This is a genomic window from Nonomuraea roseoviolacea subsp. carminata (assembly GCF_024172185.1).
GTDB lineage: Bacteria > Actinomycetota > Actinomycetes > Streptosporangiales > Streptosporangiaceae > Nonomuraea > Nonomuraea roseoviolacea.
Genome location: NZ_JAMZEC010000001.1, coordinates 812871 through 828468, shown reverse-complemented (window position 1 = coordinate 828468; position 15598 = coordinate 812871). Strand labels below are relative to the sequence as shown.

Genomic DNA, 15598 nt, shown 5'->3' with positions numbered 1-15598 from the left:
GGCGGCTAACGGGTGGTGAGCTGAAGGGTCCCGAGCGAGCGGGCCAGGTACGCGCCCGTCGCCGTGGCGGCCCGGCTCAGCTCGGGCGGCGTGCCCTCGAACACCACCTCGCCCCCGTGCCGCCCGGCCTCCGGCCCCAGGTCGATCACCCAGTCGGCGTGCTTGACCACCTCCAGGTCGTGCTCGACCACGACGACCGTGTTGCCGGCGTCGACCAGCCGGTCGAGCAGCGCGAGCAGCGTGCCGACGTCGGCCATGTGCAGGCCGGTGGTCGGCTCGTCGAAGACGTAGACGTTGCCCTCCTCCCGCAGCCGGTGCGCCAGCTTGAGCCGCTGCCGCTCCCCGCCCGACAGGGTGGTGAGCGCGCGGCCCAGCGTCAGGTGGCCGAGCCCCAGGTCCGCCAGCCGGGCGGGTCCCGGCAGGTCGTAGGCGCGGGCCGCCTCGTCGGCCGTCAGCGCCAGCACCTCGGCGATGGTCCGCCCGCCGACCCGGTACGACAGCGCCTCCGGCCGGAAGCGGGTGCCCTCGCACGCGTCGCACACGCGGGTGACCGGGTCCATGAACGCCAGGTCCGTGGTGATCTCGCCGCGTCCGCCGCACGCCGGGCAGGCGCCCTCCGAGTTGGCGCTGAACAGCGCCGCCCGCACCCCGTGGGCGCGGGCGAACATCCGCCGCAGCGGATCCATGGCGCCCAGGTACGTCGCCACGGTCGAGCGCACCGACGCGGCGATGGCCGACTGGTCGACCAGGATCACGCCGGGGTGGCGGGCCGTGAGCTCGACCGTGGCCAGCGTGCTCTTGCCCGACCCCGCCACGCCGGTGACCGCCGTGAGCACGCCCAGCGGCAGGCGGACCGTCACGTCCCTGAGGTTGTGCGTGCGGGCGCCGCCGACGGTCAGCCAGCCGGTCGGCTCGCGGCGGGTGTCCTTGAAGCCGGTCACCCGCTCCAGCATGCGGCCGGTCAGCGTGCCGCTCGCGCGCAGCCCGGCGACCGTCCCCTCGTACACCACCCGGCCGCCGTCGGCCCCGGCGCCCGGCCCCAGGTCCACGACGTGGTCGGCGAGCTCGATCAGGTCGCGGTCGTGCTCGACGACCAGCACGGTGTTGCCCTTGTCGCGCAGCTCCAGCAGCAGGTCGCCGAGCAGGTGCACGTCGCGCGGGTGCAGGCCGGCGCTGGGCTCGTCGAAGACGTACGTCAGGCCGGTCAGGCTGCTGCCGAGGTGGCGCACGGTCTTCAGGCGCTGCGCCTCGCCGCCCGACAGCGTGGGGGTCTCGCGGTCGAGCGTCAGGTAGCCGAGGCCGATCGCCTCGATGCGGCGCAGCGCCTCGACCGCCTCGCCGGCGACCGGGTCGTCCAGCTCGTCCAGCACGCCGATCAGGTCGGCGACCTCCAGGGCGCACAGGTCGGCGAGGTTGCGCCCGCCGATGCGCGAGGCGAGCGCCGCCGCGTTGAGCCGCGCGCCCCGGCAGGCCGGGCAGCGTGCCTCGCGGACCACCCGGCGCGCGGTCTCGTCGAGGGCGTCGACCGCGCGGTTGAGGTGCAGCCGGTTAAAGCGGGTGACGACGCCCTCGTAGGTGTTCTCGTAGCCGCCGCCGCGCTCGACCTTGAAGCCGCCGCCGTACAGCAGCAGGTCGAGCTCCTCGCCGGTGAAGTCGCGCAGCGGCTTCGCGGGGTCGAACAGGCCGCTCGCCGCGTAGAGCTTCCAGGCGTACGAGCCGACGGGGTGGATGCGGATGGCGCCCTCCTCCAGCGACAGGTCGCGGTCCAGCAGCAGGTCGAGATCCACCTCCATGGTCCGGCCGATGCCGTGGCACTCAGGGCACATGCCCTGCGGGTCGTTGAAGGAGTAGGCGGTGGCCGGGCCCGCCGACGGCTCGCCCCGGCGCGAGAACAGCACCCGCAGCATGGGGTGGATCTCGGTCATCGTGCCGACCGTGGAGCGCGCGTTGCCGCCGACGGGCTTCTGGTCCACCACGACGGCGGCCGTCAGCCCGGCCAGCCGCTCGGCGCGCGGGCGCTCGAAGGAGGGCAGCCGGTTGCGGACGAACGCGCTGAACGTGGCGTTGAGCTGGCGCCGCGACTCGGCGGCGATCGTCTCGAACACGATCGACGACTTGCCCGACCCCGACACCCCGGTGAACACCGTGAGCCGCTCCTTGGGCACCCGCAGCGAGACGTCCTTGAGGTTGTTCTGGCGCAGTCCGGTGAGCACGATGTCGCGCGACATGCAATCCCCCTTAGCTTCTGCTAATGCCATTAGCTAATACCCATAGCGTAAGCTACATGCCGTGGCTGACATTCCGGATCGCAGGGCCCGGCGCAGGGCGCAGACGCAGGACGAGATCCTCGGGCTGGCGCTCGGCGTGATGGCGGAGGAGGGGGTGGCGGGGCTGAGCCTGTCCACGGTGGCCCGGCGGCTCGGCGTCCAGCCGCCGTCGCTCTACCGGTACTTCCCGTCGCGCACCGCCGTGTACGACGCGCTGTTCGAGCGCGGCCAGCGCCAGTACCTCGACGCCGTCCGCCGGGCCGCCGAGCCGCATCCGCCCGGCCTGCGCGCCCTCGGGGCCTCCTACGAGGCGGGCGCCCGGTGGATCATGGACAACCAGGTGCTCGCGCAGCTCCTGTTCTGGCGGCCGGTGCCCGGCTTCACGCCGTCGCCGCAGGCGTACGCGCCCGCCCAGGACATCCACGCCCACTTCGCCGCCCTGATCAGGGGCGCGGTGGAGCGCGGCGAGCTGCACCCCGACGCGGCCGGCGACGACGGGCTCGCCCTGGCCGCGAGCCTCATCGCCGGGCTGGTGTCCCAGCAGCTCGCCAACGAGCCGGACGCGGGCTGCGCGGAGGGCCGCTTCACCCGGCTGGTCCCGCGCCTGCCCGGCGTCCTCGCGGCGGTCTTCCCACCTTCATGAAGCGGGCCGGTGTACGCGGATCCGCGTACACGGGTGCATCGGCTGAGCGGACGACCCCCGGCCGGTCCCGGGCCAGACTCGTGAGCCATGCTCACTGTGCTGATCAGGGCGTTCCGTGTGCCGGAGCTCCGCCGGAAACTGCTGTTCACGCTGGGTCTGCTGGCGTTGTTCCGGTTCGGGCAGATGCTGCCCGCGCCCGGCGTGGACGTGGTCGCCGTCCGGCGGTGCCTGGGCTCCGCGCGGGGCGGGCTGGTCGACATGATGCAGCTCCTCAGCGGCGGCGCCATGCTGAAGCTGTCCGTCTTCGCGCTCGGCGCCATGCCGTACATCACCGCGGGCATCGTCATGCAACTGCTCGCCGTGGTGGTGCCCCGCCTGGACGCGCTACGCAAGCAAGGACAGAACGGGCAGGCCAGGATCACCCAGTACACCCGCTACCTCACCGTCGGGCTGGCCGTCCTCAACGCCACCACGGTCACGGCCCTGGCCCGCGCCGGCAACCTGCTGCCCGGCTGCGCGACGCCGCTGCTGCGCGACCAGAGCCTGCTAGCCGTCGCCGTCATCGTGGTCACCATGGTCGCGGGCGCCTGCCTCGTCATGTGGCTCGGCGAGCTGATCACCGACCGGGGGATCGGCAACGGGATGTCGCTGCTGATGTTCACCCAGGTCGTGGCCGTCTTCCCGTCCTACATGTCGACGATCTTCATGGTCAGCCCGTTCTCCTTCGGCGTGATGCTGGTGACGGGCGCGTTCCTCGTCGCGGGCGTCGTGTACGTGGAGCAGGCGCAGCGCCGCCTGCCCGTCCAGTACGCCAAGCGCATGGTCGGGCGCCGCATGTACGGCGGGACCAGCACCTACATCCCGCTCAAGGTCAACCAGGCGGGGATCGTGCCGGTCATCTTCACCTCGTCGCTGCTCTACCTGCCCTCCATGGCCGCGCCGCTGCTGGGCGACGGGGTGGGCGGGTGGCTGTCGCGGGTCCTCGCCACGGGGACGCATCCGCTCTACCTCACCGCGTACGTGCTGCTGGTCGTGGGGTTCGCGTACTTCTACGTGTCGATCAGCTTCAACCCGGTGGAGGTGGCCGACTCCATGCGCAGGTACGGCGGGTTCGTGCCGGGCATCCGGCCGGGACGGCCGACGGCCGGCTACCTCGCCTACGTGCTGTCGCGCCTGACCGCCGCCGGGGCGCTCTACCTCGGCGTGCTCGCGCTGCTGCCGATGATCGCGTTCATGATCCTCAGGGATCCCGGGACGCAGCAGAACTTCCCGTTCGGCGGCACCAGCGTGCTCATCATGGTGGGCGTGGGGCTGGAGACGGTCAAGCAGATCGAGGCGCAGCTCCAGCAGCGCACCTACGAGGGCTTCCTGCGCTGAGCCCGCTACCCCGGGACCGCCAGGCCCGCCCGCATGGCGAACACCACGAGCTGGGCCCGGTCGCGCGCCCCCAGCTTCACCATGGCCCGGCTCACGTGGGTGCGGACCGTGTCGGGGCTGATCACCAGCTCCCCGGCGATCTCCTCGTTGGAACGGCCGGTCGCCACCCACGCCACCATCTCCCGCTCGCGCGGGGTGAGCGTGTCCAGCCCGCGCACCGGCTCGGCGCCGCTGCGGCCGAACAGGGAGATGACCTTGCGGGTGATCGACGGCGACAGCAGCGCCTCGCCCGCCGCGACCACCCTGACCGCGTTCACCAGCTCGTCGGGGGCGCTGTCCTTGAGCAGGAAGCCGCTGGCGCCGGCCTGGAGGGCGGCGAAGACGTACTCGTCGACGGCGAACGTCGTCACCACCACGATCCGCGTGCCCGCCAGCTCGGGGTCGGCGGCGATGGCGCGCAGCGTGGCCAGGCCGTCCATGCCGGGCATGCGGATGTCGAGCAGCAGCACGTCGGGACGGGTACGGCGGAGCAGGTCGAGCGCGGCGGCGCCGTCGGCCGCCTCGCCGGCGCACTCCAGGTCGGGCTCGCGCTCCAGCAGGGCCCGCAGGCCCATGCGCACGACGGCCTGGTCGTCGGCGACGGCGACCCGGATCACGCGACCTCCCCGGGACCGGGGCTCGGGCTCAGGGGGAAGCGGGCGAGGACGCGGAAACCGCCGTCCTCGCGGGGGCCCGCCATGAGCTGCCCGCCGAGCGCGGTCACCCCGGCGCGCATCCCGGCCAGGCCGCGCCCGCCGACGCCCGGCTCGCCGCCGAGTTCCCATGTCCCGGCCGCGTGGTTGACGACTTCCACGACGTACGCGCCCGGCTCGCCGGACAGCGTGACCCTGGCCGTGGCGGAGGGCCCGGCGTGGCGCAGGACGTTCGTGAGGGACTCCCGCACCACGCGGTAGACGGCGTCCTGGAGACGGGGCGGCACGGCGGGAGCCTCCGGCTCGACCTCCACGCGAAGGCCCGCGGCCCGTACCCCGTCAACGAGCGCGCCGAGCCCGCCGTCCGTCCCGCGCGCGGTGTCCGCGACGGCCATGACGGACGGGGCCTCGCCGGGGCGCGGGTCGAGGCGGTCGAGGGCGGCGCGCAGCTGCGCCAGGGCGGTCAGGCTCGTCTCGCGGATGGCCCGTAACGAGACCCGCGCCTGCTCGGGATCGTCGTCCAGGGTGACCAGGGCGACCCCGGCCTGCATGGCGATGGCCGCCAGCCCGTGGCCGGCGGCGTCGTGCACCTCGCCCGCGATCCACGCCCGCTCCGCCGCGAACGCCTCCCGCGCCGCCTCCGGGGGAGCGGCCGGGGCGTGGGCAGGGGCCGGGGCCTGGGCAGGGGCCGGGTTCGGGGCAGCGTCCGGGGCCTGAGGAGGGGCCGGGGCCTGGGCGGCGGCGGGCCGGATGACGGTGGTGGGGAGGTCACGGGCCGGAGGGAGGCCCCACGCCTTGCCGGGCGCGGCGAGAGCTGCCTCGGCGAGACCGGCGCCGGCGGCGTTCTGGCTCGGGAGCGACGGGAGTGGCGGGACGGGCGGGGCGGCGGCCTCAGGAACGGCCGGAGCCGGAGGGAGACCGGCCTCGGCGGCCGCAGCGGCGGCGGCCCGCGCCTGGGCGAGGCCGCTGAACGACCACGGGACCGCCAGCCAGCCGGCCCACGCCAGCATCACCACGACGGGCACGTCGCCCAGTCGCGCGAACGTCCCGCCCGACCGGCGTGCCGTGCTCCGGCGCGACAGCCGCGCGAACCGCCCGCGCGACCGGCCGCCGCTGTGCGTGTCCTCGCTCACCATCCCCCACCCGGCCAGGCTCGTATCGCCTCGATCCTAGCCATTTCCCGCCCCACGGACGGCCGCTCCCAGCGGCGGAGGCGGGCGTGGGGACGGGCCGAGCGGCGGAGGAGGGGACGGGTCAGGCGGCGCCGGAGGTGAGCCAGCGCAGCGGGTTACCGTGGGTGACCAGCCGGATCATGTCCTCGTCCACCCCGGCCTCGCGCAGGCGCGGCAGCACCGCGTGGAACAGGTTCGCGTACCCCGGCCCCGCGTACTTGGCGAGCTGCGACACCCGGCTCGTCCCCGTGCTCAGCAGCAGCCGCTCGCCGTGCCCCTCCTCGATGAGCCCGAGCGCGACCCGGACGGCGGCGTCCACGCCGTTGCCGAGCGCGGTCACGCTCACGTACGCGCCCATCTCGGCGATCTTGCGGGCCTCGGGGAGGTCGGAGCCCGCGTACCCGGCGGCGACCCGCGAGGCCGGCAGCCCCTGGGCGAGCAGGATCTCCAGCACCCCGAGCGCGTCGCGGCCGTGGGTGGCGACCGGGAGGCGGGTGGCGATCGAGGCGTGGGCGGCGGCGATCAGGGCGCGCTCCTCGGCGGGCGTGGGCTCGGCGCCCCAGCAGCCGACCTCGCCGATCACGCCGGGGAACACGCCGGTGCCGTCGAGGCCGTTGGAGATCTCGTCCATGAGCAGCCGGGTGAGCGTGGGCACGTCCGCGTCGCGCGCCGGGGAGAACGGCTCGCTGAACACGCCGGTCGAGGCGATCACGGGCACCCGCGCGGCGGCGGCGAGGCGGGCCAGGCCGGCGGCGTCGCGGCCCATGCCGAGGCAGGTGAGGTCCACGACCAGGTTCAGCCCCTCGGACCTGCGCAGGTCGAGGAGCTCGTCGGTGACCGTGTGCTCCTCGTCGAGCCAGCGGTGGGGATCGGAGTCGATGCCGACCGCCCAGCGCATGTCGGTGCGCAGGTGCTCGTGGGGGAGGACGGCGCCCTCCACCGAGGCGGCGCGGATCGGGCCGGTGACAGTGCGAAGCATGACCTCGGGCATAGCGCACATTAACCGATGTTTGAAAGATAGTGCCTCTTGGACGGATATTTTTACTTTCGGCGGGGTTTATAGATCGTTAAGCTTCGGGTCGCATATGTCCGGACGATCGGGCCGTATCCTTGGGGCACGAACGAACGTCCGGGGGGACTGTGCCGATCCACGACTCAGAGACCGGGGACGCCGACGCGGTGAAGGACGAGGCCGCGCACGCCTCCGACATGCCAGCGCGCCGCGGCGGCCTGCACGGCTGGCTGGACGGCGTCCGCTCCACCCGCACGGGCGCCCTGACCCTCAAGATCGTCGTCGGCGCGATCGGCGCCGTCACGGTCGTGGGCGGCCTCATCATGGTGCCGTTCCCGGGGCCGGGCTGGCTCGTGGTGTTCGCGGGGCTGGCCATCCTCGCCACCGAGTTCCACTGGGCGCGGCGGGTGCTGGAGTTCGGCAAGCGCACCCTGCGCGCCTGGACCGAGTGGTACAAGGAGCAGGGCTGGGCCGTGCGCATCGTCGTGCTGCTCGTCACGGTGGCCGCCGCCGCCGCGATCGTGTACTTCGGCATGAAGGCGGTCGGCATCGACCTGCTCCAGCTCGCCCAGCGCTTCATCTGACCCGCCACCCGCCGACGGCCCGTGTCATACCGGGCCGTTATCGCGCGGGATATCGCGGCGCGCGGTGTCTAGTGTGCGGGGAGTGCCAGCCTTCGCCGCCGCCGTGCTCTCCCTGACGCTCCTCGCGCCGTCCGGCCTCACCGCGCCGACCCCCACGCCGATCCCCACACCCACGCCGACCGCGTCCACGGGGAGGGCGACGGCCCTGCCGCTGCCGGGCGTCGGCGTGACCTACCAGCAGGCGTCGCGGGATCCCGCGCGGCTGTCCACGTACGGGCTCGGCACCAAGGCCACGTACGTGCGCGCCCGCACCGGCGACGCGTTCACCGTGCGCGCGGGCGTGTCGGAGGCCGCGGTCTCGCCCGACGGGCGCACCCTCGCCGCGGTGCCGACCACCTACCGGGCGAGCAAGGACGCCCTCCTGCTGGGCGACCGGACCACCGGCGCGCTGCGGCGCGTCCCGACCGTCGCCAAGCCGCTCGCCGCCTCGTCCGTCGCGTGGTCCAGGGACGGCAGGCGGGTCGTCCTGACCGTCGAGCGCAAGACGGGAGGGTCCTGGCGCGCCGCCGGCTTCACCGTCGTGGACGCGGCGGCGGGCACCGCCCGCACGGTCATGGTCGCCGGCCTGGACACGCGCGCGGCGTTCACGTGGACGCCCGCCGGAGAGCTGATCGCGCGGTACGGCGACGGGCTGCGCGCCTACCGCGCCGCCGACGGCGCCGTCCTCAGCACCCACACCGCGCTCGGCCGGCCCGCCGGCCCCGAGGACCCCTACTCGCCCTCCGGTCGCCGCCTGGCGCTGTGGTGCCCGCCGCGCTCCGCCGAGCGCCTGTGCGTCGCCGACCCGGCCACCGGCCGGATCACCAGGCGCGTCGCGGTACGGCCGGCCGCGCTGTTCGGCTGGTGGGACGAGGACCACGTCATCGCCGTCATGCCGCAGAACGGCGCGTACCGGCTGACCGTCGTGGGCCTGGACGGCAGGGTCACGCGCGCGCTGGCCGTCATCCCGGCCCGCACGTGGACCGCCGAGCTGTGGCTGACCTTCAACCGCGCCTCACAGCCCAGCCCGGCGTGAACGGCAGCAGGGTCAGAGGTAGAGCCCCGTGCCGTGGTCGGTCTCCTGCGTCGCCACGGCGTGCAGGTCGCGCTCGCGCATGACCAGGTAGACCTGGGCGTGCAGCTCCACCTCGAACTGCTCCTCAGGGTTGAGCAGCACCTTGTCGCCGACCTTGACCGAGCGCACGTTGGCCCCGACGCCGCAGACCTCTCCCCAGGCCAGCCGGTTGGCGAGCTTGACGGTCGCCGGGATCACGATCCCCGAGCCGCTGCGCCGCTCCTCGGCCTTCTGCTCCAGCCGGATCATCACCCGGTCGTGCAGCATCTGAATCTCGAACTTGGGCTCTGCCACGGGCCAAGTTTACGATCCGCCGGGAGGCCGCCGCGCCCGACCAGCGCTTTCATGATCCGTGGGACGCGGGCAGGACCAGCTCGGCGAAGACGGGACGGTGGTCGCTGCCCACCGGCGCCTGGACGTCGTACCCGCGCACCGACACCCCTTCCGGTACGAGCACGTGGTCGATCGCCACGCCGGGCAGGCCGTGCCACCCGCGCGCGGGCCAGGTCGGCGTGAGCCCGCGCCCGGCGGCGTCGGCCGCGTCGCGGTAGCCGGAGGCCAGCAGGCGGCGCAGCGGCAGGTGGTCGAGGGTCGCGTTGAAGTCGCCGGCCAGCACTCTCAGGGTCCCGTCGGCGCGGGGGAGGGCGTCCAGCTCGCGCCGCCAGCACGGCCGGGTCTCGGAGACGTGGACGGCGCACGGGTGCACGGACACCACCTCCACCCGCGGGCCTCCCGGAAGCTCCAGCACCCCGGCCGCCTGCTCGAACGTGCCCGGCGGCGGTCCCGCGACCGGCGTCAGCCGGTGCCGCGCGTACAACGCCGACCCGCCGGCCCCGGGCCCCGGACGCGCGACCACGTAGGGCAGGGCGCGGCGCAACCCGGCCGTCTCCAGCCGCTCCACCGCCGCGGGCGTCAGCTCCTGAAGCGCCAGGACGTCGGGCCGCAGCCGCTCCACCAGCGCCATGAGAGCCGCCGGGTCGGCCGAGCCGACGAGCAGGTTCGCGCTCAGAACCCGCAACCCCGCCCCGCCCGCGTCGCCGTCCGGCAACGCCCGGGGCAGCACGGCCGCGCCCAGCCCCACGGCCGCCACCAGGGCCAGCGCCGTCGCCGCCCGCAGCCGCAGGAGACCCGCCGCCAGCAGCACCACCACCGCCGCGCCCCCCGCGTACGGCGTGAACGCCACCACCGGCACCCACGGCCAGCCCGGCTCGAACCCGCTCCACCGCACCGCCGCCCACCCCGCCAGGACGCCCCCCGGAACCCCGGTGACGACCCCCGCCGCGACCCGCTGCCATCGACGCACTCCCGCACCTCCCCCCTGTATCGCCACCACCCCAGGACCGGGTTCATGGCGGGGGCGCGGCGTGGCTAGGGTTGCCTCATGCGCGACGTGGAAGCCCGGGTCCTGGACGCCGTGGACGACCCCGGCACCGTGAGCCTGCTGGCCGAGACGGTCAGGGTGCCCAGCGTCACGGGCACCGACGCCGAGTCGGAGCTCCAGCATCACGTCGCCGGGCTGCTCGACGAGGCCGGTCTCGACGTCGACGTGTGGAAGATCGACATCGACGGGCTGCGGGCCCGCGCGGACTTCCCCGGCACCGAGGCGCCCCGCACGGAGGCGTACGGCGTGGTCGGCGTCACCGGCGGCGAGGGCGTGCCCGCGCTGGCGCTCCAGGGCCACGTCGACGTCGTGCCGACCGGCGACCTGGCCAAGTGGGAGGGCAGCGACCCGTTCGCCGCGCGCATCGTGGGCGACACCCTGCACGGCCGGGGCGCCTGCGACATGAAGGCCGGCCTGGTCGCCAACATCGCCGTCGTCCGCGCCCTGCGCGCCGCCGGGGTGCGCCTGGCCCGGCCGCTGGCCGTCCACTGCGTGATGAGCGAGGAGGACGGCGGGCTCGGCGCGTTCGCCACGCTGGCCCGGGGCCACACCGCCGAGGCGGCCGTCCTCACCGAGCCGACCAGCGGCACCGTCATCACGGCCAACGCCGGCGCGCTGACCTTCCGGCTGGAGGTCCCCGGCCGCGCGGCCCACGGCGCCACCCGGACCGAGGGGGTCAGCGCCATCGAGGTGTTCTGGCCGGTGTTCGAGGCGCTGCGGCGGCTGGAGGAGGAGCGCAACCGCGACGTACCGCCCCTGTACGGCGACAACGCGCTGCCGTACCCCATCGAGATCGGCACCGTGCGGGCCGGCGACTGGGCGAGCACGGTGCCCGACCTGCTGGTCGCCGAGGGACGGCTGGGCGTCCGGCTCGACGAGGACCCCGCCGACGCGCGCGCCGCCCTCAAGGAGGCGGTGCACGGGGCGGCGAGCCCCTGGCTGCGGGAGAACCCGCCGGTGGTGACGTGGCCGGGCGGTCAGTTCGCCAGCGGGCGGCTGCCCGAGGGGCATCCGCTGCTGGGCGAGGTCAACCGGGCGGTCGCCGACGTCTCGGGCGCCTGGCCGCGTGAGGCCGCCGCGCCGTACGGCAGCGACCTGCGGCTGTACGCGGCGGGCGGCATCCCGTCGCTGCACTACGGGCCGGGCGACGTGCGGTTCGCGCACGCCCCGAGGGAGCAGGTGGAGCTGGCGGAGCTGCGCGAGGTGACCCGCGCCCTCGCCCTGCTCGCCGTCCGCCTCTGCGGCGTCCGCTAGGGCCCCTCCCCGACGACGGTCAAGGGCGTCCGCTAGGGCGTGTTTTGTGGATCAGGAGGTGGGTTCAACCTCCTGATTCGCCGATTCGGGCAGCGCGATGAGCTCGGGTGTGGCTCGATGGGTACATGGTCCGTCGCCATGAGTTAACCGATGCCGCGTGGGAACGTATCGCGCCGCTACTGCCGGCCCACCCAGGACGAGGTGGCCGGTGGCGGGATCACCGTCAAGTGCTCAACGGCATCGTGTGGAAGATCCGCACCGGTGCCGACTGGCGGGACATCCCCGAACGGTATGGCCCTTGGCAGACGATCTATCAGCGGTTCCGTCGCTGGTCAGCGGATGGGACGTGGCAGCGGCTGCTGGAGCATGTCCAGGCTCACGAGGATGCGGCAGGAGCGGTGGACTGGTCGGCCGTCTGCGTCGACTCGACCATTGTCCGGGCCCACCAGCACGCCGCGGGCGCCCGTAAAGGGGGAACCCGGCAAGGACGAACCATCACGTTGGGGATCAAGGCGGACAGGCGCTCGGGCGCTCGCGCGGCGGACTGACCACCAAACTCCACCTGGCCACCGACGGACGCGGCCTGCCGCTGGCGTTCGTTCTCACCGGCGGCAACATCAACGACTGCACCGAGTTCACCCGTGTGATGGCAGCCGTTCGCGTCCCTCGGCTCGGCCTTGGCCGTCCCCGCACCCGGCCTCAGCACGTCATCGCTGACAAGGGCTACAGCTCCCGGGCCATCCGTACCTATCTGCGCCGGCGGGGTATCAGCGCGACCATCCCTGAACGCGTCGACCAGCTGGCTGGGCGAGCTCATCGAGGGCACCGGCGCTGCGCGTTCGACCCTGCCCGTTACAAACGTCGCAACGTCGTCGAACGCTGTTTCAACCGGCTCAAGCAGTTCAGAGGCATCGCCACCCGCTACGACAAGCTCGCCGTTCACTACCAGGCAGCTGTCACCATCGCCTGCCTGCTGCTATGGCTTGCATGAGATCCACAAAACAGGCCCTAGGGCCCCTCCGCGAGGACGGCCGGGGCGCGTCCGCTAGGGCCCCTCCGCGAGGACGGCCGGGGCGGCGGCGCGGCGGCGCGCCTCCGGGATGACGAGCGGGGTGCCCGTCTGCGGGTCGGCGATGATCTCGCAGCGCAGGTCGAACACCCGCTCCACCAGCTCGGGCGTCACGATCGCCGACGGCTCGCCCTCGGCGACGATCCGGCCGGCGCGCATGACGACGAGGTGCGTGGCGTAGCGGCACGCCTGGTTGAGGTCGTGCAGCACGGCGACCATCGTGCGGCCCGCCTCGTGCAGGTCGGCGCACAGGTCCAGCACCTCGATCTGGTGCGAGATGTCGAGGAACGTCGTCGGCTCGTCCAGCAGCAGGATCGGCGTCTCCTGGGCCAGCGCCATGGCCAGCCACACCCGCTGCCGCTGCCCGCCCGACAGCTCGTCCACGATCCGCTCGGCCAGCTCCGCCACGTCGGTGGCGCGCATCGCCTCGGCCACGGCCGCCTCGTCCGCCCGCGACCACTGCCGCATCAGCCGCTGGTGCGGGTAGCGGCCGCGGGCCACCAGGTCGGCCACGGTGATGCCGTCGGGCACGATCGAGGTCTGCGGCAGCAGGCCGAGCCTGCGGGCCACCTCCTTGGACGGCAGCGAGGTGATCACGCTGCCGTCGAGGTGGACGGCGCCCGCGCGCGGCCTGAGCATGCGGGCGAGGGCGCGCAGGAGCGTGGACTTGCCGCAGGCGTTCGGCCCGATGATCACGGTGAACGACTCGTCGGGGATCGTCACGTCCAGGTCCTCGGCGACCACCCGCTGGTCGTAGGCGAGCGTCAGGCCGGAGCCCGACAGCCGGGCGGCGGACTCGGGCATCAGTGGCGGTCCTTTCGCAGGAGGAGGGCGAGGTAGACGCCGCCGATCGCGGCGGTGAGCACCCCGACGGGGAGCTGGACGGGCGCGAACAGCCGTTGCCCGGCCAGGTCGGCGCCCGTCAGGAGGACGGCGCCCGTGAGCGCCGAGGCCGTCATGGTGACGCCGGGGGAGCGGGCCAGCCGCCGGGCGAGCTGCGGCGCGGCCAGCGCGACGAACACGACGGGGCCGGCGGCGGCCGTGGCCACGCCGCACAGCAGCACCCCGGCGACGACGGCCGCCGCCCGCACGCGCTCCACGCCGATCCCCATGGCGCGGGCCGCGTCGTCGCCCATCTCGATCATCCGCATCGGCCGCGACACGTACGCGCAGACCGGCAGCAGCACGGCGACGGCCACGCCGACCGGGATCGCGTGGTCCCAGCCGCGCCCGCTCAGGCTGCCGGTGAGCCAGGCGCCGGCGGTGGCGGCGTCGTTGATGTTCGCCCGGGTCAGCAGGTACGAGTTGACCGCGACGAGCAGCGCGTTCGCGCCGATGCCGACGAGCACGAGCCGGTAGCCCTGCACCCCGCGCCGGAAGGCCAGCCCGTACACCAGCAGGGCCGTCGCCACGCAGCCGGCCAGCGCGCCGCCCGCGACGTGCAGAGCCGTGCCGCCGGAGACGACGGCGAGGATGCCGCCCGTCGAGGCGCCCGCCGTGAACCCGATGAAGTCGGGGCTGCCGAGGGGGTTGCGGGTGAGGCTCTGGAAGATCGCGCCGCTCATCCCGAACGCCGCGCCGACCAGCAGGCCGGTGACGACCCGGGGAGCGCGCAGCTTGCCGACGATGAGCTCGGCGACGGGCGTGCCCTGCCCGAACAGCGCGTGCAGCACGTCCGGCACCGGAACGGTGAACTCGCCGGTGGAGATCGCCAGCACGGCCACCACGAACCCGACGACGACGAGCCCGAGGCACACCGACAACGCCCGGGGCGCCGGCCGGACCGACCAGGGCCCGAGGCGCACCGCCCGCCGGGGCCGGCCGGGCGAGCCGGGAGAGGGGGACAGGGTCACGGAAGGTCTCCTGCGCGGGATCGTACGGGGGGTCTCTTCGAACGGGGGCTCACAGGGCGGCGAGCCTCCTGCGCCGGGCCATCAGCATGAACACCGGGGCGCCCAGCAGCGCGCACATGATGCCCACCTGGACCTCGCCGGGCCGGGCGACGAGCCGCCCGGCAACGTCGGCCGCCAGCAGCAGCGCCGGCGCGACGACCGCCGTGTACGGCAGCACCCACCGCTGGTCGCCGCCCACGAGCGCGCGCACGGCGTGCGGCACCGCGAGGCCCACGAACCACAGCGGCCCGGCCGCCGCGGTCGCCGACCCGCAGAGCAGCGTCACCGCCACTCCGGCGAGCAGCCGGGTCCGGGCGACGGCCACGCCCAGCGCCCGGCCGGCGTCGTCACCGAGCGCCAGCATGTTGAGCGGCCGCGCCAGCGTCAGCCCGAGGGCGACGCCCGCCACCATGAACGGCGCCAGCCGCGTCAGCGTGCCCGCGTCCTGCCCGGCCAGCGACCCGGTCAGCCAGAACCTCATCCGGTCGAACGTCCGGGAGTCGATGCGCAGCAGCGCCGAGCACGCGGCGGTGAGCGCCATGCCCACGGCCACGCCCGCCAGCGCCAGCCGCACCGGGGCCGAGCCCGACCGGCCCGCCGAGCCGAGCGCGTAGACGAGCACGGCCGCCACGGCCGCGCCCGCGAACGCGAACCACACGTAGGCCGCCGGATCGGACACCCCGAGCAGCGCGAGCGCCACGGTCACGCCCAGGGCCGCCCCCTCGTTGATCCCGAGCAGGCCGGGGTCGGCCAGCGGGTTGCGGGTGAGGCTCTGCATGATCGCCCCGGCCAGCCCGAGCGCGGCGCCCACGCCGATGCCCAGGAGCGTGCGGGGGACCCGCAGCTCGCGGATCACGGTGTGGTCGCTGGAGGCGTCGGGCGCGAGGAAGGCGTCGATCACCGTCGAGAGCGGCACGGACCGGGCGCCCAGCGCCACGCTGGCCAGCGCGACGAGCACCAGCACGCCCAGCGCGGCCACCAGCCCGCCGGTCAGGAGGGCCGCCCGCCGCCGTCCCGTCCCCCCGCCGCTCGCACCGCCGCTCGCACCGCCGGCGGAAGGAGCCTCGGCCGTCGCGGTCGGCGGCTCGCTCTGCTTGGCCGGGCGCACCCGCCCCCCTCTCGTAGCGGTCAAAGTAAGGTA

At 74.5% G+C, this 15598-nt stretch carries 15 protein-coding genes; 6 read left to right on the top strand and 9 right to left on the bottom strand.

Annotation, left to right across the window (positions count from 1 at the left end):
• Positions 1 to 5: 5 nt before the first annotated feature.
• A complete protein-coding gene (locus HD595_RS03830; protein ID WP_253765622.1) occupies positions 6 to 2228 on the bottom strand; it encodes an ATP-binding cassette domain-containing protein in 2223 nt (740 codons plus the stop codon).
• 61 nt (positions 2229 to 2289) lie between these two features.
• Between HD595_RS03830 and HD595_RS03825 the strand changes: the two genes are divergently transcribed.
• The gene (locus HD595_RS03825) at positions 2290 to 2910 is read left to right on the top strand and encodes a TetR/AcrR family transcriptional regulator (protein WP_253765620.1); all 621 of its coding nucleotides are present in this window, start codon (positions 2290 to 2292) and stop codon (positions 2908 to 2910) included.
• Positions 2911 to 2997: 87 nt separating this feature from the next.
• Positions 2998 to 4287 carry a preprotein translocase subunit SecY gene (gene secY, locus HD595_RS03820; RefSeq protein ID WP_253765618.1) on the top strand — a complete coding sequence of 430 codons (1290 nt, stop codon included), beginning with the start codon at positions 2998 to 3000 and terminating at the stop codon, positions 4285 to 4287.
• A gap of 5 nt (positions 4288 to 4292) precedes the next feature.
• Here secY and HD595_RS03815 read toward each other — a convergent pair whose 3' ends face one another.
• The 3 genes from HD595_RS03815 to HD595_RS03805 all read right to left on the bottom strand — a co-directional run bounded on the left by HD595_RS03815 (position 4293) and on the right by HD595_RS03805 (position 7130).
• Positions 4293 to 4943, bottom strand: coding sequence for a response regulator (locus HD595_RS03815; protein ID WP_175589011.1), 651 nt, complete (start codon positions 4941 to 4943; stop codon positions 4293 to 4295).
• Complete coding sequence (locus HD595_RS03810) at positions 4940 to 6115, bottom strand: sensor histidine kinase (RefSeq protein WP_253765616.1); 1176 nt, start codon at positions 6113 to 6115, stop codon at positions 4940 to 4942. The genes HD595_RS03815 and HD595_RS03810 overlap by 4 nt, the downstream gene beginning before the upstream one ends.
• Positions 6116 to 6233: 118 nt before the next feature.
• The gene (locus HD595_RS03805; protein ID WP_253765614.1) at positions 6234 to 7130 is read right to left on the bottom strand and encodes a phosphotriesterase family protein; all 897 of its coding nucleotides are present in this window, start codon (positions 7128 to 7130) and stop codon (positions 6234 to 6236) included.
• Positions 7131 to 7291: 161 nt separating this feature from the next.
• Here HD595_RS03805 and HD595_RS03800 point away from each other — a divergent pair, with 161 nt between their 5' ends.
• Together HD595_RS03800 and HD595_RS03795 are read left to right on the top strand one after the other, a co-directional pair.
• Complete coding sequence (locus tag HD595_RS03800) at positions 7292 to 7747, top strand: TIGR02611 family protein (RefSeq protein ID WP_253765612.1); 456 nt, start codon at positions 7292 to 7294, stop codon at positions 7745 to 7747.
• Between the two features lie 82 nt (positions 7748 to 7829).
• Positions 7830 to 8822, top strand: coding sequence for a hypothetical protein (locus HD595_RS03795; RefSeq protein ID WP_253765610.1), 993 nt, complete (start codon positions 7830 to 7832; stop codon positions 8820 to 8822).
• A 12-nt stretch (positions 8823 to 8834) separates the two neighbouring features.
• On the opposite strand, the gene HD595_RS03790 is transcribed toward HD595_RS03795, so the two are convergent.
• Positions 8835 to 9155: a GroES family chaperonin gene (locus HD595_RS03790; protein WP_253765608.1), complete on the bottom strand. Its 321-nt coding sequence runs from the start codon at positions 9153 to 9155 to the stop codon at positions 8835 to 8837.
• A gap of 49 nt (positions 9156 to 9204) precedes the next feature.
• Entirely contained in the window at positions 9205 to 10164 is a 960-nt protein-coding gene (locus HD595_RS03785; RefSeq protein WP_253765606.1) for an endonuclease/exonuclease/phosphatase family protein, read from the bottom strand.
• Between the two features lie 78 nt (positions 10165 to 10242).
• Here HD595_RS03785 and HD595_RS03780 point away from each other — a divergent pair, with 78 nt between their 5' ends.
• Both HD595_RS03780 and HD595_RS03775 read left to right on the top strand, forming a co-directional pair.
• Positions 10243 to 11496, top strand: coding sequence for an ArgE/DapE family deacylase (locus HD595_RS03780; RefSeq protein WP_253765604.1), 1254 nt, complete (start codon positions 10243 to 10245; stop codon positions 11494 to 11496).
• A 125-nt stretch (positions 11497 to 11621) separates the two neighbouring features.
• Positions 11622 to 12487, top strand: a protein-coding gene (locus HD595_RS03775) for an IS5 family transposase (RefSeq protein WP_420540749.1) whose coding sequence is annotated in 2 segments (ribosomal slippage) — positions 11622 to 12018 and positions 12018 to 12487 — 867 coding nt in all. Because the reading frame shifts where the segments join, the coding sequence is not laid out codon by codon here.
• A 54-nt stretch (positions 12488 to 12541) separates the two neighbouring features.
• On the opposite strand, the gene HD595_RS03770 is transcribed toward HD595_RS03775, so the two are convergent.
• From HD595_RS03770 to HD595_RS03760, 3 genes are read right to left on the bottom strand one after another with little or no spacing between them, the layout of a single operon-like run.
• A complete protein-coding gene (locus HD595_RS03770; protein ID WP_253765602.1) occupies positions 12542 to 13369 on the bottom strand; it encodes an ABC transporter ATP-binding protein in 828 nt (275 codons plus the stop codon).
• Positions 13369 to 14418 (bottom strand): FecCD family ABC transporter permease, encoded by a 1050-nt coding sequence (locus tag HD595_RS03765; protein ID WP_253765600.1) that lies wholly within the window; start codon positions 14416 to 14418, stop codon positions 13369 to 13371. Before HD595_RS03765 ends, HD595_RS03770 begins: the two co-directional genes overlap by 1 nt.
• A 49-nt stretch (positions 14419 to 14467) precedes the next feature.
• A complete protein-coding gene (locus HD595_RS03760) occupies positions 14468 to 15589 on the bottom strand; it encodes a FecCD family ABC transporter permease (RefSeq protein ID WP_253765598.1) in 1122 nt (373 codons plus the stop codon).
• Positions 15590 to 15598: the final 9 nt, after the last annotated feature.